18 protein-coding genes are annotated in these 20,878 nt (G+C 60.3%); 12 read left to right on the top strand and 6 right to left on the bottom strand.

Translation table 11 applies throughout. The features are described 5' to 3' along the window. The first annotated feature begins 41 nt into the window (after window positions 1-41). From ABSE61_RS22680 to ABSE61_RS22640, 9 genes are all read left to right on the top strand, one after another. Window positions 42-1,352 (top strand): NtaA/DmoA family FMN-dependent monooxygenase, encoded by a 1,311-nt coding sequence (locus ABSE61_RS22680; RefSeq protein ID WP_423873371.1) that lies wholly within the window; start codon window positions 42-44, stop codon window positions 1,350-1,352. 3 nt (window positions 1,353-1,355) lie between these two features. After that, a complete protein-coding gene (locus ABSE61_RS22675; RefSeq protein ID WP_423873370.1) occupies window positions 1,356-2,207 on the top strand; it encodes an amidohydrolase family protein in 852 nt (283 codons plus the stop codon). 182 nt (window positions 2,208-2,389) lie between these two features. Next, window positions 2,390-3,346 carry a LysR family transcriptional regulator gene (locus tag ABSE61_RS22670; RefSeq protein WP_423873369.1) on the top strand — a complete coding sequence of 319 codons (957 nt, stop codon included), beginning with the start codon at window positions 2,390-2,392 and terminating at the stop codon, window positions 3,344-3,346. Window positions 3,347-3,391: 45 nt separating this feature from the next. Next, complete coding sequence (locus tag ABSE61_RS22665; protein ID WP_423873368.1) at window positions 3,392-4,408, top strand: flavin reductase; 1,017 nt, start codon at window positions 3,392-3,394, stop codon at window positions 4,406-4,408. A 64-nt stretch (window positions 4,409-4,472) separates the two neighbouring features. Then, complete coding sequence (locus tag ABSE61_RS22660; RefSeq protein ID WP_423873367.1) at window positions 4,473-5,180, top strand: RraA family protein; 708 nt, start codon at window positions 4,473-4,475, stop codon at window positions 5,178-5,180. A 235-nt stretch (window positions 5,181-5,415) separates the two neighbouring features. Further along, window positions 5,416-5,568: a hypothetical protein gene (locus ABSE61_RS22655; RefSeq protein WP_423873366.1), complete on the top strand. Its 153-nt coding sequence runs from the start codon at window positions 5,416-5,418 to the stop codon at window positions 5,566-5,568. 136 nt (window positions 5,569-5,704) lie between these two features. Then, complete coding sequence (locus ABSE61_RS22650) at window positions 5,705-6,190, top strand: hypothetical protein (RefSeq protein WP_423873365.1); 486 nt, start codon at window positions 5,705-5,707, stop codon at window positions 6,188-6,190. 114 nt (window positions 6,191-6,304) lie between these two features. Next, window positions 6,305-7,093 carry an SDR family oxidoreductase gene (locus ABSE61_RS22645; protein ID WP_423873364.1) on the top strand — a complete coding sequence of 263 codons (789 nt, stop codon included), beginning with the start codon at window positions 6,305-6,307 and terminating at the stop codon, window positions 7,091-7,093. Between the two features lie 106 nt (window positions 7,094-7,199). After that, window positions 7,200-7,391 carry a hypothetical protein gene (locus ABSE61_RS22640; RefSeq protein WP_423873363.1) on the top strand — a complete coding sequence of 64 codons (192 nt, stop codon included), beginning with the start codon at window positions 7,200-7,202 and terminating at the stop codon, window positions 7,389-7,391. A gap of 5 nt (window positions 7,392-7,396) precedes the next feature. Here the strand turns inward: ABSE61_RS22640 and ABSE61_RS22635 are convergent, their stop codons facing one another. Beyond that, a complete protein-coding gene (locus ABSE61_RS22635; protein ID WP_423873362.1) occupies window positions 7,397-9,307 on the bottom strand; it encodes a tetratricopeptide repeat protein in 1,911 nt (636 codons plus the stop codon). Here ABSE61_RS22635 and ABSE61_RS22630 point away from each other — a divergent pair. Next, window positions 9,301-9,984, top strand: a complete 684-nt coding sequence (locus ABSE61_RS22630) for an SGNH/GDSL hydrolase family protein (protein WP_423873361.1) — start codon at window positions 9,301-9,303, stop codon at window positions 9,982-9,984. The two genes, ABSE61_RS22635 and ABSE61_RS22630, sit on opposite strands and share 7 nt — an antisense overlap. A gap of 8 nt (window positions 9,985-9,992) precedes the next feature. Here the strand turns inward: ABSE61_RS22630 and garD are convergent, their stop codons facing one another. From garD to ABSE61_RS22610, 4 genes are all read right to left on the bottom strand, one after another. Further along, on the bottom strand, window positions 9,993-11,534 hold the full coding sequence (gene garD, locus ABSE61_RS22625) for a galactarate dehydratase (RefSeq protein WP_423873360.1): 1,542 nt from the start codon (window positions 11,532-11,534) through the stop codon (window positions 9,993-9,995). Between the two features lie 81 nt (window positions 11,535-11,615). Further along, the gene (locus ABSE61_RS22620) at window positions 11,616-12,956 is read right to left on the bottom strand and encodes an MFS transporter (RefSeq protein WP_423873359.1); all 1,341 of its coding nucleotides are present in this window, start codon (window positions 12,954-12,956) and stop codon (window positions 11,616-11,618) included. 126 nt (window positions 12,957-13,082) lie between these two features. Then, a complete protein-coding gene (locus ABSE61_RS22615) occupies window positions 13,083-14,585 on the bottom strand; it encodes a SagB/ThcOx family dehydrogenase (protein ID WP_423873358.1) in 1,503 nt (500 codons plus the stop codon). 276 nt (window positions 14,586-14,861) lie between these two features. Beyond that, complete coding sequence (locus ABSE61_RS22610; protein WP_423873357.1) at window positions 14,862-17,162, bottom strand: TOMM precursor leader peptide-binding protein; 2,301 nt, start codon at window positions 17,160-17,162, stop codon at window positions 14,862-14,864. Between the two features lie 905 nt (window positions 17,163-18,067). Between ABSE61_RS22610 and ABSE61_RS22605 the strand changes: the two genes are divergently transcribed. Then, on the top strand, window positions 18,068-19,060 hold the full coding sequence (locus tag ABSE61_RS22605) for a VOC family protein (RefSeq protein WP_423873356.1): 993 nt from the start codon (window positions 18,068-18,070) through the stop codon (window positions 19,058-19,060). 14 nt (window positions 19,061-19,074) lie between these two features. On the opposite strand, the gene ABSE61_RS22600 is transcribed toward ABSE61_RS22605, so the two are convergent. Continuing rightward, a complete protein-coding gene (locus ABSE61_RS22600) occupies window positions 19,075-20,220 on the bottom strand; it encodes an OpgC domain-containing protein (protein WP_423873355.1) in 1,146 nt (381 codons plus the stop codon). Between the two features lie 240 nt (window positions 20,221-20,460). Here ABSE61_RS22600 and ABSE61_RS22595 point away from each other — a divergent pair, with 240 nt between their 5' ends. Then, window positions 20,461-20,766: an ETC complex I subunit gene (locus tag ABSE61_RS22595; protein WP_423873354.1), complete on the top strand. Its 306-nt coding sequence runs from the start codon at window positions 20,461-20,463 to the stop codon at window positions 20,764-20,766. The last annotated feature ends 112 nt before the right edge of the window (window positions 20,767-20,878 follow it).

Raw genomic sequence — 20,878 nt, 5'->3', positions numbered from 1 at the left:
ACCGGCAGATATCAGTTCAAGAGTGACCGACGAGGACCGCCGTGACCAAACGCATGCATTTGATCGGCTTCTACATGCACAGCCCGATCAATCATACCACGCTGAGCTGGGCCGATCCCGAGGACGACCGCGTGGAAGGCATGCGGCAGTTCGAGCATTGGAAGAACCTCGCACGGACACTCGAGCGCGGAAAATTCGACGCGGCGTTCTTCGCCGATACGCCGGGTGGGATGGAGCGCTACAAGGAGAGTTTCGAAGACTATGTCCGCTACGGCGTCACCTGGCCGAGCCACGATCCGATGGCGCTTCTGGGCGTGATGCTGGCGGAGACGAAGCATCTCGGGCTCGCGGTCACGGCATCGACGGCGGGAACGCATCCTTACCATACCGTGCGCCGCCTCTCGACACTGGACTATCTCAGCGGCGGCCGCGTCGGCTGGAATATCGTTTCAGGTCATCTGCGCGGCGAGCATCGTGCGCTCGGCCTCGATCAGATCGAACACGACAAGCGTTACGACCAGGCCGACGAGTACATGGATATCTGTTACGCGTTGTGGAATGGCGTCAAGCCCGGTGCCATTCTCTTCGACAGGCAGACGGGTAAGTTTGCCGATCCGGCCAAGGTCGACGTGATCGATTTCGTCGGTTCGCACTATCGCTGCCATACCGTTCCGCCGACGATGCCATCGGCCCAGGGACGCCCGGTGCTGTTTCAGGCCGGATCCTCAGGGCGTGGACAGAAATTCGCGCTGAAACATAGCGACGTCGTGTTCTCGATCCAGGCGCGCGGTGTCGATGGAATGAAGTCTTTCATTGAAAAACTCAACGTCTCGTCGCAATCCGAGGGACGTGCCGAGCCGCCGAAGGTCGTGTTCGGCATTCAATGCGTGCTCGGCGGCACCGAAGCCGAAGCCAAGCGCCAACAGGCCGAAATTTTCGATCGCATTCCGCTCGACGCCGCGTTGAGCCGGATGTCCGGCACGCTCGGCATCGACTTCAGCAAGATCGACCTGGATACCCCTCTTGCGGCGAATACCACCGATGCATCGCGTGGCATGCTGACGGCGCTGGCGAACATGGCCGGAGATGGCAACGCGACGGCGCGCGACGCAGCGCAAATCTTCGGCGCGACCTGCGGCATGCCGCAACTGGTCGGCACGCCGCGGCAGGTGGCCGATCAACTGGAGCATCTGTGGCGCGCCAGCGGTTGCCACGGCTTCAACATCACGCCGACCACCAACACCAGGAGCATCGAGCATTTCGTCGATGAGGTCGTGCCGCTGCTTCAGGCCAAAGGAGTCTTCCGGACGGATTATGAAAGCGAAACGTTTCGCGACAACCTGATGAACTGACAGATGCCGGACAGACCGGATACACGAACTCCGAAACTTGAGGTGCCCTCCGGCGCCTGCGATACGCATATGCACATCTATGACAGCGCATATCCCGCATCGTCGAAGGCCTGGCTTTTCCCGCCTGATTTCAGCGTCGATGACTATCGCAAGGTGCAGGGGCGTCTTGGGCTGCAACGCACGATCATCGTGCAGCCGGTGACGTATGGGTTCGACAATAGTTGCACGCTCGACTCGGCCGCCTTGTTCAGCGGCAACGCGCGCACGGTCGTGACAGTTCCGACCGGCATTACCGACAGCGAGCTGAAGCAGCTCTGGCAACGCGGCGCGCGCGGCCTGCGCTATCACCAGATGCGGGGCAGCGTCACCGAATGGCCGGATGTTCCGGTCATGGCCGAGCGGATTAGTGGTACTGGCTGGCATCTTCAGATTCAGTTCGATGGGCTGGAATTTCCCGATCATGAAGACCTCATCGCGCGTTTGCCTTGCACGGTGGTGATCGATCACATGGGCCGATATGCCCGGCCGCTTCCGCTCGAACACCCGGCCGTCCAGTCGCTGTTGCGTGTCGCGGCGCGCGAGAACGTCTATGTCAAGCTGTCGGGCGCCTATCACATCGCGCATGGGAGCGGCCCCGATTACAAGGAGGTCGCGCCGCTTGCGCGAGCCTTGGTCGAGCAGGGGACCGACCGTTTGCTTTGGGGATCGGACTGGCCGCATCCGACCGAGACCGCGGAGACGATGCCTGACGACGCCGACCTGCTCGATCTTCTTTTGGCATGGGTGCCTGATCCCGCGGCCCGCCGCGCCATTCTCTCCGACAATCCCGCGCGTCTTTATCGGTTCGGGCCTTAGATCAGCGCAGGAAACCCGGTATGTCATTTGCTGCGCTGCAATATACCTCACGCCGGAGCTCTGATCGAAACGGATGCCCCGCCCAAGTATCAGATATATTGATGCAGGGCCCTGCTGACCATTTCATCTACCTGATGGGAAGGCCGGCACGGCCTGACGCAAACCATTGGGTTAGGTGGAACATGCTCTCCAGAATGACGCTGGATCAACTCCAGATGCTGATCGCTGTCGCGGACACCGGTAATTTCTCGGCGGCTGCGCGCAAGGTCAACCGCGTGCAGTCCGCCGTCAGCCAGTCGATCCAATCGCTCGAAGACGCGCTTGAGCTCGAGCTGTTCAATCGTTCGAGCAAGCTGCCGCGCCTGACCGATGCCGGCAAGGCGATCGTCCAGGATGCGCGGCGGATCATCAGCAGCACGGACGCACTTCGTGCGCGCGCGAAGAACATGGCCTCGGTGGCCGAGCCGGAGATCAGCCTCTCGATCGAGCAGGTGTTTCCGAGCACGGTGCTGATCGAAAGCCTGCGCGCGTTCCGGGAGCGTTTCCCGCTCGTCTCGGTGAATTTGTTCGCCGAAGGGCTCGGGGCACCGGAGCAATCGCTGTTCGAAGGAAATGCACGGCTGGCGATCTACTCGACCGCCCTCGATGGCATGCCGGGCTTTCAGATGGAATTCCTCGGCGATGTGCCGATCTCGCTGGTTGCATCGTCCCGGCACCCGTTGGCGCAAATCGAAGGACTCATTTCGCAGTCCACCCTCGAAGAGCACATTCAACTGACCATGATCGACCGCACCAAACGCTATCGCGGCGTGGTGATGGGAACGCGCACCTGGGCCTTCATCGATCAGTTCAGCCGTCTTGATTTTGTCCGCAACGGCTTCGGCTGGTGCGCCATGCCGACGCATCTGGCCCAAAGCTATCTCGACTCCGGCGAGTTGGCGGAATTGAAGCTCGCCACCCACAAGGGCGAGCCGCTTCGGTTTCCGCTTTATGCCGTCCACAAAATCGAGCAACCGCCGGGACCGGCGGCGAAATGGCTGTTGAGCGAATTGCGCCGCCGTTTTTCCGATTGGATCGAAGTGACTGCCGACGATCAATCGCATCGCAGGGGCATTCAGATCCGCGTGACCACGGTTTGAACGGGAAGTAATGGCGGCGTGTGCCGCGGAATTGACGCTGAGGATATGATGGGCCAAGCCGCTGAACAGAAGCCGTCGACGAGGTCGCCTGTCGAGAGCGGCGATCCTCGCGTCGAGACCGACGGATTTCGCCGCAGCCTGGCCGAATTCGCAACCGGCGTCACGGTGATCGCTACGTCTGTTGACGGCGAGCGGTTTGGCCTGACGTCGAACTCCTTTGCCTCGGTCTCGCTTGAGCCTCCGCTGGTCTTGTGGTCGATACGCCGCGAGAGCAAAAGTTTCGCGGCCTTCGCGGCCTGCTCCCATTTTGCCGTGAACATTCTCGCCGAGGAGCAGATCGAGCTGTCGCAGCGCTTTGCGCGGTCGGGGCCGGACAAGTTCAGGGATTTGGATTGCGGTGTCGGGCAGGGGGACACGCCGATATTTGCGGGCGTGGCGGCTTCTTTCGAATGCGTCCGCACGCAAACCTATGATGGCGGCGATCATCTCATTCTGGTTGGGCGGGTCCTGCGTTACAGCCGCTATGAACGCCAGCCGCTTTTGTTCGTCAAAGGCCGCTATGCCGTCTCGGCCGATCACCCCGACACGCGCATTTTCACCACGGACGCAAAAACCGGCCAGCTTGAAGACGGCGAGGAGCGCGTGCTGTCCAATCTCATGATCCGAGCCTACAGCGCGATTGCGTCGCGGCTGGAGCGAGGGCGGCAAACCGCGGGCCTCGGGCTCACGCTGATGCAGGCCCGTCTGCTCCGGGCCGCGGCGTCGTCGCCGGATCGCACCATCGACGAATTGATGCCGGAGCTGTTGCTTGATTTCAACGCCAGCCGGAATCTTCTGGGATCAGTCGTGTCGTTGGGCCTCGTTGCCGTCGATGATCGCGGTCGCGTTCGCCTTACGTCGGAGGGCGAAGCGCGTCTTCACGCGATCGTGGCGCATGCGCATGCCAACGAGGAGATCATGTTCCAGGGTATACCCGATACGGATCTCGCGACGGTCAGGCGTGTTCTCAACACGATGGTGTCGGAGCAATTCGGCCAGGCGAAGCCGGCCGCTGCGCGATGATCTGACAGACCGAAAGCGCGCACAGGCAATCGCGAATTTTTCACCCTTCGGAAAGGAAATCACATTGCAGTCAGTCGTATACAAACGAATTCCCAGGCTTGATCCAGTCCTCATCGAACGCGCCAAGCGCATCAACGTCGCCGATCTGCATGAAGGACTGGGGCCGGTCATCGGGCGGCAGTGCCTGATGCAGACGCAAATGCGCGCACTCTTTCCGACGGCGCGAGTGTGCGGACAGGCCATCACGTCCTTCAATTTTCCCGGCGACAATCTCATGCTTCATGCGGCGTTTCGGGTCGCCGAGCCCGGCGACATTCTCGTTCTGACTAACGGTGGCAGCCCGCAAGGCGCCTTGTGGGGGGAAATAGCGACCTACTACAGCCAGATCAGGAAGCTCGGAGGCGCCGTGATCGACGGCGCGACGCGCGACACGTTGCAGATCACCGAGATGGCGTTTCCGGTTTTCGCTTCGCATATCTCGGTGTCCTATCCCGGCAAACGGGGACCCGGCGCGGTCAATGTCCCGGTGGTAGCGGCCGGTGTGACGGTCAATCCCGGCGACCTGGTGGTTGGAGATGCGGATGGCGTCATAGTCATTCCGCCAGCTCATGTCGAAACCGCGGTTCGCAATGCCGAAGCGCGGATTGCGAAGGAGGCGGAGATCAAGCGGGGGCTCGACCAGGGCAAGGCGCTGTACGATCTGGGCAACATGAAACCGCTGTTTGAGGCCGCCGGTATCGTGGAGATCGACGGCGTCTGGAGCGATAGCTAGATCCCCCGGCGAAGTGCGGTTGGCTAAAAAGCCATTTTTAACAGCACCTGGGATGCAAAAGTACGGCTCGCGGCAAAACCCGCGGGTCCGCTGGTTCCAGTCCGGCCACCCGACCGCTCTCATATCCGACGAAACGATCCTGAAACCATTTTGATCGGGGCGCGAAAACGGCAGGAAACGATGCAGTGCGACAGTCTCATCCGCCTCAGCCGAGGTGGAATTTTGGAGGTCGCCAATGACTGCACTCGTCCAAGCTTTTTCTCGCCTGTCGGGAACCGAAACCGAGACGGATGTTTTCATGATCGTCGCGATATTCTGCGGCGTCGGTCTGTTTGTCTCTCTTACGATGGCAACTTACGGCCTCGATCTGAGCCCGGGCTTCTTCTAACTGCCTGTGGCTGGTCCGGCTTTTTGCGTTAGTGGTTCTAGCCCCGGCAATTCGACGCTTTGCCGGAACGATTTGTGAACGGATGGTCTCCAGGATAGCGGCCTGTCGAGACGGATATCGAATCGGGACCGGCCAAGTGAGTGCCAATGACTCAGGCGATACGACGCGCCGATGCTGGATGTGCGGTGCGCCTGCCGTTCCCGGATGTCACGCCAAACTGGTGATGACAGCGTTATCCTCCCGCCATCTTGACGGGCTCGGTTATCCTGTTCAGAGGGGCCGAGCCCAGGACAAAGTCCGTATCGAGGTGCCGCGTTGCGCGGGCTGCCGTAGCTGGGTCATCGGCTGGATTGCGGTTTTGGCCGTTGTGACGGTAGTGGCCGGTATCGCTGGTACGCTCTTACAATCTTTTGGGTTTCCCACAGCAGCAGCGCCGGCGTGGCTCAAGGTCTATCACCATGGCATCGGCAACGTCGGGACCGTCATCGGACTCGTGCTCGGTTTCGTGGCGGTCCTATGGGGGATGGCGCGGGAGCGCAAGCGATCAGGGCGTCAATCGGCCAATACCTACCCGCCTGTCGTGAGCTTGCGCCAGTTGGGCTGGAGCTTCATATCGGATTAGAGTGGCAACTCGCCGATAAATCACGACCGCAGTTGGTCGGCGCCGGGGAGTTGAAATATCGATGCATGAAGTACCATTCGATCTCGTCAGCCTGTCGCGCGGCGTGAGAGCACAATGACGGCCACGTCGCGCCGTTGCGCGCTCGTTACAGGCTCAAGCGGGGGGCTCGGCTATGCGATCGCCGAGAGCCTCGCCGCTGCCGGACATGACATCGTGCTGCATGGGATCGAAGAGCCGGAAAAGGTCGAGCCGGTGCGGGCAGCGTTGCAAGGCCGCCACGGCGTGACGGTGGCTTACTGCCGGGCCGATCTGTCCGAACTCACCGGCGTCGAACGGCTGATGACGTTTACGCGGGAAACCGTCGGTGGTCCCGATATCATCGTCAACAACGCCGTGATCCGGCATTTCGCACCGATCGAGCAGTTTTCGAGCGCCGATTGGCAGCAATCTCTGGCCGTCAATCTGACGGCGCCATTTCATATTATTCGGATGGCGCTGCTTGCGATGCGAGCGAAAGATTTCGGCCGCATCATCAACTTGTCCTCGCACTACGGCCAACGCGGCGCGCAGGGCCGAGCCGATTACGTGACAACCAAGACTGGCATTATCGGCCTGACTCGCGCCGTGGCGATGGAGACGGTTGGCACCGGCATCACCTGCAATGCAGTCAGCCCCGGGACGTTGCCGACGCCCGCGATCATGAGCCGTATCGATGCCATGGCGTCTTCGCGCGGCATCTCACGCGAGGAAGCGACGCGCGAATATATGAAGGAACGCCAGCCCAGCGGCCGTTTTGTCCGTCTGGAGGATGTTGGAGCGATGGCGGCCTTTCTGTGCAGCCCGGCTGGCCGCGACATCACGGGCACAGTTATCCCGATCGACGGCGGCTGGTCGGTGGCTTGAAGTCTTGGTGCTTGAAGTCTTTGGGCTTGAAGTCTTGGGGCACCGGGGCAACGCCGCGGAACCCGAAGGCTTCTAGCCGCGTTCAAGAGGTCACCGGAGGACCGCCATGCTGACCGATACGCAAGTATCCGTGCTCTGCGATATCGCCCAATCGGTTCCGCTCGCCGGCGATCGCAGGGCGGAGGTCGATCGGCTGGTGAAGGAGGCATACGTCGCCAAGGACGGCGACCTCTACGAACTGACGCCCAAGGCAGAGAAAATCCTGTCCGACCGTGGCGCCGGATTGAACGAGGCCTGATAGCGCTAACTTTCCTCAGACCTGAACGCGAGGGTTAGAGCCTGCAACTCGTCTCTCACGCGGTCGAGCACGCTCCCGTATTCGCGGGTTTCACTTTGCCGGAAGAGCCGCACGCTCGGGTACCATGGGCTGTCGGTGCGATCGAGCAGCCATCGATAGTCCGGCGTGTAAGGCAGCAGAATCCAGGTCGGACGCCCGAGCCCGCCGGCGAGGTGGGCCACGCTGGTATCGACGGTGATAATCAGATCGAGACAGGCAACCAGTGCAGCGGTCTCGGTGAAGTCGCCGAGGTCGGCGGTCAGGTCGATAATGTCGTCTCGTTCCTGCAGCATCGCCGCATCGCCAGGGCGCAGATCTTTCTGCAGGCTGATAAAGGTCGCGTCGACGTCGAACAGCCGTGCAAGGATTTGCAGCGGAACCGATCGGTTGTGGTCGTTCAAGTGGTTTGGACTCCCCGACCACACCAGGCCGACGCGAAATTTGTTTCGCGGACCGAGGCGGTCCTTCCACGCTTGCACACGATCGGCCGCGGGTGAAGGCAGATAGGATGCCGCCGACGGGATCGTTTCGATCCGAGTTTTGAAAGCCATCGGCAGGCTGGATATCGGACAATGCAGATCGAAAACGGGCAACGTGCTCACCGCCGATGTCGGCGCGCACTGTACGACGCCGCTGAGACCAGACAGCAGACGATGCAATGAGTCCTGAACCACCAGGAGGACGCGTGCCCCGCGTTCTGCGAGCATCGGCACATAGCGGACAAACTGAATTGTATCTCCCAGCCCTTCGTCCGCGGCGATGAGAATCGTCTTGCCTTCGATGTCCTGCTCGCCGAGCCACATCGGCCGCGGAATTTGCGGATACGTCGCCGATGGCAAGGTCAACCGCAACTGGTGGCCGTTCCAGCCGGCTTCAAAGTTACCTGTCAGAAGATGGACGAGGGCCACATTCCAATCGGTGAGCGTGTGCTTCAGTCCGAGGGCCTTCATGCGATCGTGGAGCGCAAAAACCTCGTCGAAGCGGTTAAGATGGAAGAGCGCGATGATCTTGTTACCGAAGGCCGCTGCAAAGTTCGGTCGAATTTCGATGGCCCTGTCGTACCAGGGCAACGCCTCTTCGTTCCGGCTCAGCCGCCACAACGCAAGGCCAAGGTTATTGCAAGTATCGGCGTTGCCCGGATCGAGCTCATAGGCTTTCCTGGCTTCGGCCAGGGACTCTTCCCACCTTTTCAAGTGGTACAGCGCCCACGCACGAGCTTGCCGGGTTGGAACGTGGCTTGGCGCCGACACGTCGCTGCGATCGAGAAGGGCAAGCGCCTCTTCGTGCCGCCCGAGTTGGTTCAGGAGAGCCCCGCTTTTAGACAAGGCGTCCTGATGATGCGGGTCGAGTTGTAGGGATTTATCGAATACCTTGAGCGCGTCCGCGTGTCGTCCTTGCTGTTGCAACGCTGTCCCGAGGCTCACCAGGTATTCCGGGTTGGGAGCGAGCCGGATCGCGCGGGTGAGCCACTCGGTCGCGTGGTCGTATTGTTTGGCGTGCAGGGACAATAGCCCCATCAGGTGCAGGGCGGCCGCGTGATCGGGTTTCGCCTCGAGCGCCTGCTGACAGCAAAGCTGAGCATCGAGATACCGGCCCGCGCGGAAATGACGAAGGCCTGTTTCACAAAGCGCGTCAGGCGCGCCCTTTGCCGATGTATTGCGCGCTACCCTGGAGCTCTTGGTCGTTGCCCGGCGCTCGCGGCGATTCATCAAAGCATCGTCAGGTTTAATGGACAGAATATCTGCAGGAGTAGAGGTAGGTGATTCTCTCCGTGATAGTGTAATGGAAAGTAACCCTTCCAGGCCTTGAGATATCGATGAACAGCCCGCCTCCGCAATTTCCTGTCCAACCGTTCCCCCTCGAACACGGTTTGCCAAACCTCGCCAAGGCGATAGGCGGCACGGAAGCCGTCAAGATCGTCGCGCTCGGGTCTTCGACAATGGAAGGTGAGGGCGGCATCGTGGCCTTTCCCTACCGTCTGGAAGCGGCGCTGCGGCAGGCCTATCAGGAAAGGCACCTCAATCAGCGGCGCATGATCGATGTGCTCAATCGGGGGATCGGCGGCGAGGAAGCGCCGAAAGAATTGGGCCGAATGGATCAAGATGTCCTCGCCGAGAAGCCTTGCCTTGTCATCTGGCAGATTGGCACCAATTCGGTCTGGCAGAAGGACGCAGATACGCCCTCAGCAGAAAAGACTATCGGTGCTCTCGGCGATGGGGTCGACCGGCTTCGCGAGGCGGGCGAGATCGACATCGTTCTAATGGATTTGCAATACACTCCGGCGATGCTGACGCCGGAACTACTGGGTGCGACCAACGCCATGGTGTCGGCCATCGCAGCGGTCGCGTCCGAAAAGAAGGTCAACCTGTTCCGGCGTTTTGAGCTCATGAAAGCGTGGCATGAGCTCGGACAAATTCCAATCGACGATCTGGTAGACAAGAATGACCCAAATCATCTGCACGACAGCGATTGGGCGACCCAGATTCTGGCTTCTATGCTTTGCCAATTCATGTGGGACGCCATCGACAAGAGCCAGGCGCCGCAACCATCCTGAGAATTGTGTCAGGTCACCGGCGCAGGATTGAACAGCGTGAGATCGTTGTGAATGCCCCAGTGGTCGGACCAGACCTTGGTGCGGCCGCTGGCGACATCGAGGATCAGGCGGAACAGTTCCCAGCCGGTTTCTTCGATCGTCATCTCGCCGGTGGCAATGCGGCCAGCATCGAAATCGATCAGGTCTTTCCAGCGCCGCGCCAGTTCACTGCGGGTTGCGACCTTGATCACCGGCGCTGCCGCGAGCCCGTAAGGTGTGCCGCGGCCGGTCGTGAACACCTGCAAGGTCATGCCGGAGGCAAGCTGGAGCGTGCCGCAGATGAAATCGGAGGCCGGCGTGGCCGCAAATAGCATGCCCTTCTGCCGGGCCTTCTCGCCCGGCGCCAGCACGCCGGCGATCGGGCTAGAGCCTGACTTTACGATCGAGCCGAGCGATTTTTCGACGATATTGGCGAGCCCCCCCTTCTTGTTCCCGGGCGTCGTATTGGCACTGCGGTCGGCGCCGCCGCGCGCCAGATAACTGTCATACCAAGCCATCTCGCGGATCAGTGCCTGGCCGACGTCTTCGTTGATTGCCCGGCGCGTCAGAAGCTGGATGGCGTCGCGCACCTCGGTCACCTCGGAGAACATGACGGTTGCGCCAGCGCGCACCAGCAGATCGGCGACAAATCCGACAGCAGGATTGGCGGTAACGCCAGAGAAAGCGTCGCTGCCGCCGCATTGCAGGCCGATCACGAGATCGGAGGCCGGGCAGGTTTCCCGGCGGCGCTTGTTGAGCACAGCCAATTTGGCCTCGGCCATCGTCATGATGTGTTCGATGATCGTACCGAAGCCATCGAAGGCTTCATCCTGCATTCGCACGATGGCATCGCCCAGACCTTCGGGCACCAGCCGTTCCGGGACGAGCTTTTCGCAGCCAAGTCCGACGACCATGACCTCGCCGCCGAAGTTCGGATTGAGGGCGATATTTTGCAACGTCCGTATCGGCACGACGGCGTCTGGGGCCGAGATCGCCACGCCGCAGCCATAGGCATGGGTGACCGCGATGACGTCGTCGACGTTGGGATATTTCGGCAGTAACTCGGCGCGGATGCGCTTGATCGCATATTCCAGCGTGCCCTTGACGCACTGGACCGACGTCGAGATGCCGAGAAGGTTCTTGGTGCCGACGGAGCCATCCCGGTTACGATAACCTTCGAACGTAAAGCCTTCCAGCGGCGGCAGCGGCTCGGGCACGGCGGTTGCGATTTCGAGCCTGTCGAGCGCGGGAGCGTCGGGCATTCGGATGCGTGCTTCGTCGACCCATTCGCCCGCGAGAATAGGGGAGGCGGCATGGCCGATGACCTCGCCATAACGCAGGATCGGCGCACCTTCGGCGATATCGACAAGCGCGGTCTTGTGCCCTTGCGGAACGAAAGCGCGAAGCTCGAGGCCGCAGGCGAAGCGTGAGCCGACCGGAAGGCCGAAATCGTTGACGACGATCGCGACATTGTCGCGCTCGTTGAGCTTGATGTAACGGGGTTGTTCGGTGACGAGTTCTCTTTTGCCCATCGTCAAAACTCCTGCCGGGCCGGATCAGACCAGTCCTAAGGGACGTATAGAGGGTTTTTCCGACGCCGTATAATCCCGTTTTCAGGCCGTCCGCAGCTTCACCCGCTCGATCTTGCCGACGATCACGAGATAGGCGAACGCGGCGACCAGCGCATTGGCGCCGACAAAAACCAGCGCGCCGTTGAATGAGCCGGTTGCGGCCAGAATATAGCCGATGATGATCGGGGTCGTGATGCTGGACAGGTTGCCGAAGGTGTTGAACAACCCGCCCGAGACGCCGCCGGCTTCCTTCGGGGAGGTGTCGGAGACGACCGCCCAGCCCAGCGCGCCGATGCCCTTGCCGAAGAAGGCGAGCGCCATGAAGCCGATGACGAGCGCCTGGCCCTCGACATAGTTGCAGGCGATGATCGTCATCGACAGCAGCATGCCTCCGACGATCGGAATTTTGCGCGCCAATGTCAGCGAATTTGTCTTGCGCAGAATGGCATCGGAAATGACGCCGCCAAGTACGCCACCGATAAAGCCGCACAGTGCGGGAAGGGTCGCGACAAAACCGGCTTGCAAAATCGACAGGCCGCGTTCCCTGACCAGATAGACCGGAAACCAGGTCAGGAAGAAATAGGTCAGCGTGTTGATGCAGAACTGACCGATATAAACGCCGAGCATCATGCGGTTGGACAATAGCTGGCCGATATAATTCCATTTCGGACCGTTATCGGTGGCGCTCGCGTTCTCTGTCCCATCGAGATCGACCAGGCCGCCGCCATCCCTGATGTAGTCGAATTCAGCTTCATTGATGCCGGGGTGATCCTTCGGACCGTACATCGTCTTGATCCAGATGATGCCGACGAGAATGCCGAGTGCGCCCATTACATAGAAAACGTAAGGCCAGCCGAAATCGTGCGCGATCCAGCCCATCAGCGGCGCGAAGATGACGGTCGCAAAATATTGTCCGGAATTGAAGAATGCGGATGCGGTGCCGCGCTCGTTGCCGGGAAACCAGGCTGCCACGATGCGGGCATTGGCCGGGAAGGACGGTGCTTCGGCAAGCCCGACCAACAGCCGCAGCAGGAATAACACTGTGACCGCGGTGGCTCCTGTGAAGAATCCGACCATACCTTGCAGCAGCGTGAAGAACGACCAGATCAGAATGCCGAAGGCATAGACCCATTTCGACCCGTAACGATCGAGCAGCCATCCGCCGGGAACCTGCGCCGCCACGTAGGACCAGCCGAAGGCAGAGAAGATGTAGCCCATGGCGACGGGATCTAGGCTCAAGTCCTTGGCCAGCGCGGTGCCGGCAATCGAAAGTGTGGCGCGGTCGGCATAGTTCACGGTCGTCACGAGAAAGAGCAGCGTCACGATCAGGAGGCGGACGCGAGACCTCCGCGCGTCGACGGCCGACGCTACCGTACTGCTCATCCTTGAACCTCCCGACGTTTTTGTTTGGGGATCGTAGAACTTCTGCGGCCCGTGTAAACCCGGGCCGGATATGGGAAACACCCATCCGAATGCGCCCCCCCCCCGACGAACGGCCGGTTAAGCGATCTAGCCGAATTGCGGGCCGTCGTCCGCTGCTTGGACCGGCCCTTGGGTGACGCCGCGGCCGAGGGCAAATAGACCGACCGGGCCTTCAGTGGAGAATTCCAGTCCGGTCATTCGCGCGAACCGGTCGATATTATTGGTGCCTATCGCGCATCCACCAAGTCCCATGTCGGTCGCCGCCAGATAAAGCGTTTGCGTCAGCACGCCGACGTCCTTGAGGATCAGCGAATAGGCTACCGAACTATATTTCCAGGAGACCCGGCCGAACCGCGCCGCAATGACGATCAGGACCTGCGGTGCGCCGGAGGCGCCAATGGCGAACTCGGCATCTGAAAGCTGCGCATCGAGGTCGTCAGGGCGGACTTCGATCGGCGTCAATGCATGCCGCTCGGCATTGTAGTGGTAAAATCCCCGCGCTAACCCTTCGCATTGGTTGACCGCGAGATAAAGTTCCAGCTCGTAGGCCGCGCCGCCCGATGGATACGGCCGCGACGCGTAGGATACTTCCGGGCCTTCCTCGCCCATGTCGGAGGGAGCCGTCCATTTTGCGCGCACGCGCGCGGTGGTTTGCAGCAGCGTGGCCAATTCGCCCAATGTGATCGGATGCCTATCGTCGAAGTCGCGTATCGAGTGCCGCGCGTCGAGGAGAGCTGCGAAGGGCGACGGCGGAGGCGTTACCACGCCGTCCAGGTCCGCGCTGTCGAGGCCAATGGCTTTTCCGGGCCATGGCGGGCGTACCGCGGGCAGAGGCGCCATGAGATCGGAGTAGGAATAAAGTCCGCCAATCGGATTGGCTTGCCGGCCCTCGGTGCTGTGGGTGTGAAACAGCAGATCGTGAAAGTCCCACAGCACCAGGCTCGAGTCACCTTCCGACGGGCGCAAGCCGTCGGTGTCGCCGGCCCCGAGCTTGAACAGGATTTGGCAATCCATCAGCAATCCCAGGAATTCCAGTCCGGGAAAGCCGCGCTCCTTGCGATAGCGGCTGATCTTCTGCGGCGTCGACAACGTGACGAGCGCGGCGGCCATCTTCGGATCGGCGATCCTGAACAAGGCGCTCGCACGCGGCGATTCCAGCACCAATTCCGTGCCCCGGCGCCGCAGATAGGCAAATCTAGACAGCGCGATCGTATCCGTGTTGGCGATCTTCGAGATTTGCGGCGAATAGTCCGCAAGCTGCGGCTCGATCACGACGCTGTCGCGGCTGCCGCGTGCGGGACCAAGGCGGTATTCCAAAAGACCGCTTCGCGCCAAACGCTGCACCAGCAGATTGATTTCCTTGTCGCCGGCGCGGCCACGCGCCATCGAGGCAAGCGGCAGTCCGGTGCGAAGTTCAGGGAGGCGCTTGACGGTTGCAAGCGCAAACTTTCCGAGACGCTGGGCGTAGCCTTGGAAGCGCGCAACGACATTGCCGTCTGCCTGCCCCTCAAGCGCGACATGGTCACTCAAGCGGACGGCGATGACCTGCGGCGCGATCTTGCGCCCTTGTTTTCTTCCGGAAGCGGGCAAGCCGGATTCACTCCATCAGAGCGTTTTCGAGCGAAGTGGAAATCGGTTCGCGCGAAGAAAACGCGGCAAAACAAAATGGCGAGCCAGGTTCTGATTCAATCAGAACCGAATGGGCTCTAGTGTGGCCGTCTAGAAGTCCGCATTGTTTATGCCTCAAGCTCGTTATGCGGACTTCTGAACGAAAGCCACACTAGATCAATAAGTTTGCTAGTGTCCCATCGATTCCGAAGTTCGAAACGTGGCTCCGCAAAGGCTGCGAACATCGGAATCGGGACACTAGGTATGAGGCACGTACTGCGTCAGTTCGTTCTCCGTCAACGGCACGTCGCGCAGGCCAAGCTTCACGGGAACGTCGTAGAGCCGGCCGGGGCCAAAGCGGCGATAGAAATGCCGCAGGCCGGGAACGATGACTCGCGCAATCGAGGTTTCGACGTCCGGCCTCGTCTGGTCGAGAACGAGAAAGTCGAGGCCCGCTTGTCGCGCGATCTCGACGCAAGCATCGACCTGTTTGCGGGTATCACCGAGCGGACCGAATTTCGAGCCCGAGATGATCGGATTGGCCGGATGGCCGTTCGGCGACAGGAACGGGTAATTTTTCAGCTCTAGCGGCGTGATATTATCGAGGCTGGGCTTCTCGCCCGATCCACCGTTCATCAAGCCGATCGACAGGAACTGATTGAGTTCGGTCAGCGTGCGGAGCAGTGCGATGCGGCTATCGAAATGCGCGCCGGAGCCGAACTCGATGTTCTCATGCCCGTTCTGCATCCAGTGCAGTATCGCGACATAGGTCGGAATGCCGAGATCACTGGTGATGTCGAGCACCCAGAGCTTGCGGCCCTGGTCGCCGAGTTGAGTTCGCAGATCCTGCACGTAGGAATCGTCGAACTGGCTGAGGTCCAATTCCGCGCGCTGCAAGCGATTGTACCACCAGATGGCGTAGGCATCGCGCTCCACGAGCTCGAGGAAGCCCTGGACAATCGCTTCCTGAAGCGTGTTGCCGGCCGCGCAGCCGTTGGAATCGGCGTTGTAGGCGGCTTCGCCGCCGCCGTAGAAGAAATACATCAGGCTGGTCGGCAGATATTTGAAACGTTGATCGCGGAGCGACCAGACCGGCGACCACTCGATCTTGGCCGAGGGATCGAAGCGCGCCGGCACCCGATGGGAGTCGTCCGGCTCGGCCTCGGGGGAGCGATATTGCGCGTCGCTAAACAGCAGCACGTCCTCGGGATTGACGACCTCGCCAGGTTCGAAGTCGGTGAAACGCTTGGCGGTGCGGATTTCATCACCCTGGAAAATGCCGGAATAGCGCTCGATCGCCTCCATCAAGGCGCTGGCCTCAGCCTGCTCGGCGGTCGAGCCCTTACCGAAGCTTCCGCCCGTCAGTCCCTCCCGGAGCGTATCGACGTTCAGCGCCGGTCCGGAGAAGTTGTGGCTGGCGAAGTAATTCGTGTTCAGCGGCAGGTCGGCCTCGATCCGTTCCAGTTTCTTGACGACGCCGGTGAGCGGGCTGACGTGCTTGCGGAAGCGCGCCACCGTCGCGCGCGACGATACGGTGCGAAATCCGCCGCTCGTCATTGTCAGCTTGAGCCCGGGCCCGAGTTCGATCGGCGCCGGCGCTCGGCGCGGATCGCGCAACTTCTTGCTGCCGCAGGTCGGGCACTGCGGACGATGCGCCACATAGTGCTTGACGGTCGTCGAACCCAACAAATCGTGACTGACGATGTGATTATTCAGGTCGGTACGAAAACCGCTGGCGATCGCCTTGGCGACTTCAAGCGCGGCAAACGGAATCGCGCCTTGACCGAGCGGACTACGTACCAGAGGCGAGGCGGAGACCACGTGCGCATCGGTGCGATCGAGGAATCCCTTGACCTCGCGATTGCGGATCATGCGATCGAACAAACATGTCCAGCATGGACCCTTGCCCGGATTGAGCAGGGGGCCGAGGAGCGGAAAAGCCCCAGAGGGCTGCGCCAGCAGCCAAAGCGTGCCGTCCGATACCCGTTTTTGATTCAATTCGGCAAGGCGCCGCTCGAGATAATCGTTGGTGAGCGTGATCGTCAGATCGGCCGCGCGGCCGGTGACGACGCGCACGCCGAGGTCGCTGAGCGCTTTCGCGAATTCTTTGGCGCCCTCAACATCAATGGCTTCAATTCGCACGCGGCAATTGGCAAGATTTTGCTCGGCCATACCAGGCGGCAGGCCAAGGCTCGCCCAATAGCCGGCCTGCACGCTGTTTGAAGTGCGAGATGCTTCGACGACGTATTGTCGTTCGATCAGGCGCTTGAGCGCTTCCTGGACCTTCTCGGGCGGAAAACGTTTTCCTAGCTCGACCACGAGCTGTTGCAGGCTTTTCCCACCTTTGCCGATGGCAGTAGCCAGCGCGCAGTAGAGCTCGCCGTGCAGAAAGAATTTGCGATCTTCGGAATAGAGGCAGACTTGATCCGGCGGTAGCACGTAGACCGTGAAATTCGGCGCAAATTGCGCGATGTCCTTGGCCGCCTCCTTGGCCGCGCGGCGCCCCGGAGTGGCCTTGCGCTTGGGTTTGGACGGAACAGTCTTGCGTTTTGTCTTCATGATCTAGCACACGGAGCTTGTCTGTGACGCCGGTCTGCACATGCGGGATGTTTCCTGGATGAGAGTATCGCTCGATCCAGTCGGCGTGCGGACGTGTTTAGGGAGGCGGGATTTCGGCGTGATCGCGATGCGCCAAAAGAGCGTTTTGAACGACACCGGCAGTACACATGCATAGGCCGGGTCGACGGTGTCGAACCCGGCCATGATTGTTGTTGGTGTCGATCACGCGAGGCAGATGACCTCGTTTAGCACCAGCGGCACGAACCCCAGGATGCGCAGCAGGCGCCCCAGCCAACACCGCAACCGCAACCGCGGCCACAGCCACGGCATCCGCGGCAACCACGACCGCCGCAACCACGGCAACCGCAACCGCGGGCGAGCTGAACGTTGCCGTCCTTCGCTGCAGCGGTGCTCTCTTTGTCGAAGACATAGAAGGTGGCGAGGCTGACGTCAGCGATTTCTTCCTCACCGAGCGTGATCTGATGATTGGGTGTATAGTTGGTCGTTTGAGTTGCGTCGTTAGCCGGCACAGCTGCTGCCGACGCGCCGCCTACCATCGAAAAGGTCAAGCCGGCTGCGCCCAAGGCCGGTAGAGCGGCCTTAATGCGCTTCGAAGATTGCTTCTGTCGTGCCATTATTCGAATCCTCCATTTTCTCGCAAGCGGTTCGAGTAGGATAACTTTACTGCATGGGTTGGTCGCCCGCAAGCTGAGGAAGGTTCACGAGAGCTCAAAGGCCCTTCAATGGCCAAGATTTCACATTCATGAACGTCGCCTGAATCGCCATTTATTCATGCTCCGTTCATCATTCCCGGTATCGGGAAAATCCGTGTCATTTCTTGGAATCCGTCAGCCGCGTGCGGAGCAACATCAAACCTCTTTCAGGCACCGGACAAGTGAGGCGAGTTGTTTCTGGTTGTCTCGCGCTATGTCTACTTGTCTACCAAAAGGCTCAGCTGCGCACCTTGCACTGGAACTGAGCGGCCAGTACGGCTGAGCCGCGCTTCGGGTTTTGCAGGCGCGAACGGAGAAGTGAACTTGGCGAACGACCCCCGTTATTTCACCTGGTACGAGTTGATCACCACCGACGTGACGGCGGCTGCCGTTTTTTATAGTGACGTCGTTGGTTGGGGTACGCAGGCAACTTCGACCTCGCATCTGCCTTATGTGCTGTTCACGGCTGGAGAGGTTCCTGCGGCCGGTATGATGGAGTTGCCTGAAGCGGGCCGCAAAATGGGCGCGATGCCGAGATGGATGGGGTACGTGGGCGTCACGGATGTGTACGCTACAGCGGATCGGATCAAGCGCCTGGGTGGGGATGTGTATGTGCCGCCTACCGATACCAATATCGGCCGGATTTCGGTTGTGGCCGATCCCCATGCCGCAACGTTTGGGGTCGTCGATCGCCTGCTGGTAACGGCACAGCTTTCGACTGATTCCGGCAAGCCGGGCCGGATCGGCTGGCAGGAGCTGTTTGCGACCGATCCGGATAAGGAAGTTGCGTTCTATTGCGACCTGTTCGGTTGGCAGAAGGCGGACACCGAAAACCATCTGACGGATGCCTATGTTGCGTTATCGGCGGGCGGGCAGGTTATCGGCGGCGCGTTCAAGAACCCCTCCAAAGGAGCGCCACCGTTCTGGCTCTTCTACGTTAATGTCGTGGATCTGGATGCCGCGGCAGAGCGCGTGAAAGCGGGAGGCGGGCAGGTTTCCGGTAACGATGTAGAATTACCCGGCGGATTGTGGGTCGCCCACTGCGTCGATCCGCAAGGCGCGGCGTTTGCCCTTCAGGGAAAGAAGGGCCACGGCCCGAAAGTCGGGTGGAGCACGCAGTGGCAGGGCTTCTCCTCGCGCGGGCAATTGGTCGCGCCGAAACCACAGCGGAAATCCGAAAACTAGCGCCGCCTTCGTCGTCAGGCCGGCTTCGGCGCCGGCGCCTTGGCTGGCTTATCCTGTCGCTTCGACCATGAGATGTAGTAGGCGACGACGGTCATGATCGCTATTCCGGTCACGCTGACAAAGAGCTGTGCGAACAGTGAGCCCGAACTCATCATCAGCTCGAAATGTCCGACAAAGGACAGGAAGACCCCGACGCAGAATACAGCCAGTGACTGCTGGCCGCAGACAATCAGCGGATCAAACCCTTTCCATTCCAGCCCCGGCCAATCCTTGGGCAGGAAGCGAATGACGAGAATGACGATCATCACAAAATGGATGAAGCGATAGGGCGCGAGGTTGGTCTTGTCGTTCGGGTTGAATGTCGCAAACAGCCAGTGCGGGAACATGTTGCCGAAATCCGGAAACCGGCCCGCCATGGTCATCACCAGCGCAAACAAGAGATACGCGATACACACCCAGAGCGTGATCGGGGAATCGATCAGCCAGCGGTTGCTCCGCGCGCCGCCAAGTGCGCACCATGAGCCGAACACGAAAAGCACCTGCCAGCAATACGGATTGAAATACCAGGTTCCGGCAGGATAGGCCTGAAAATTCCAGCCGAATTGGCGGGCGGTCAACCACAACACGATCGAGGCAAGCATCGTCAGGTTGGGTTGCCGCAGCATGATCCAGAGAACCGGCGGAAAAAATCCCATCAGAACGATGTAGAGCGGAAGCACGTCCAGGTTGACCGGCTTGAATTTCAACAGCAAGCCCTGGCGTAATGTCTCGGTCGCTTGATCGACGAGCCCTGCGACGTTGAATTCGTTGATGATCTCTGAATCGCCGAAGCGCAGCGCCAGATAGCTGATCGAGGCGATGTAGATGACGAACAGAATGATGTGAGCGACATAGAGCTGCCAGACCCGTTTGGTCAAACGGGTGGCGCCGACGATAAAGCCGCGGTCCAGCATCATCCGCGCATAGACGAAGGAGGCCGTGTAGCCTGAAATGAATACGAAGAGGTCGGCCGCATCGCTGAAACCGTAGTTCCGGGTGGTAACCCAGTTCACGACGTTGTCCGGAATATGGTCCAGAAAAATCGCCCAGTTGGCGACACCGCGGAACAGATCGAGCCGGAGGTCGCGTCCTTTTTCCGGCAAAGTGGCGTTGATTTTCATGGGCGGCGGTTTCGATGTGATGCGTCCGTGGAGGACAGGGCGGCGGGCAATCGGCCTTTTAGCCCGGCAAGATTGTCACCGGACGACATAATGAATATACCATTTTGGCAGATGTTACATCACAGGCCGCAGAATCGATCGATCTGGCTTCGGGATGGGAATTTTGCGTGATCCCCGGCTATTTCGACCTGCGCCATTCAATGCTTTCTCGATCCAATGCTCTTAAAGGGGCCGACCTCCATGACCGCCCGCATTTTCAAGCCCGTCAAAAACGCCATGCAATCCGGCAAGGCCAAGACCAAGGATTGGCAACTCGACTATGAGCCGGAGCAGCCGTGTTTCGTCGAGCCTCTGATGGGCTGGACCAGTTCTGGCGACATGAAGCAGCAGGTGACGATTCGCTTTGAGACCAAGGAAGAGGCAATCGCCTATTGCGAGCGCGAGGGCATCGCTTACCAGGTGTTCGAACCGAAGGAATCGGCGCATCGGCAAATCGCCTATGCCGATAATTTTGCATTTCGCCGCGGCGAGCCTTGGACCCATTAGAAATTGGACCCGTTAAGAATTGGACTCGCTGGAAACTGGATCGACCAGAAGTTGGTCCACTCAAAATGCGAATCCGCCGGAAATCGGATTCGCAGGCTGAGACAAAGGTTCG

Source organism: Bradyrhizobium sp., from assembly GCF_049519115.1.
In the GTDB taxonomy this organism is placed as follows: Bacteria; Pseudomonadota; Alphaproteobacteria; order Rhizobiales; family Xanthobacteraceae; genus Bradyrhizobium.
The sequence above is the reverse complement of the archived record's forward strand: the minus strand, read 5'-3'. Positions and strand labels throughout refer to the sequence as shown.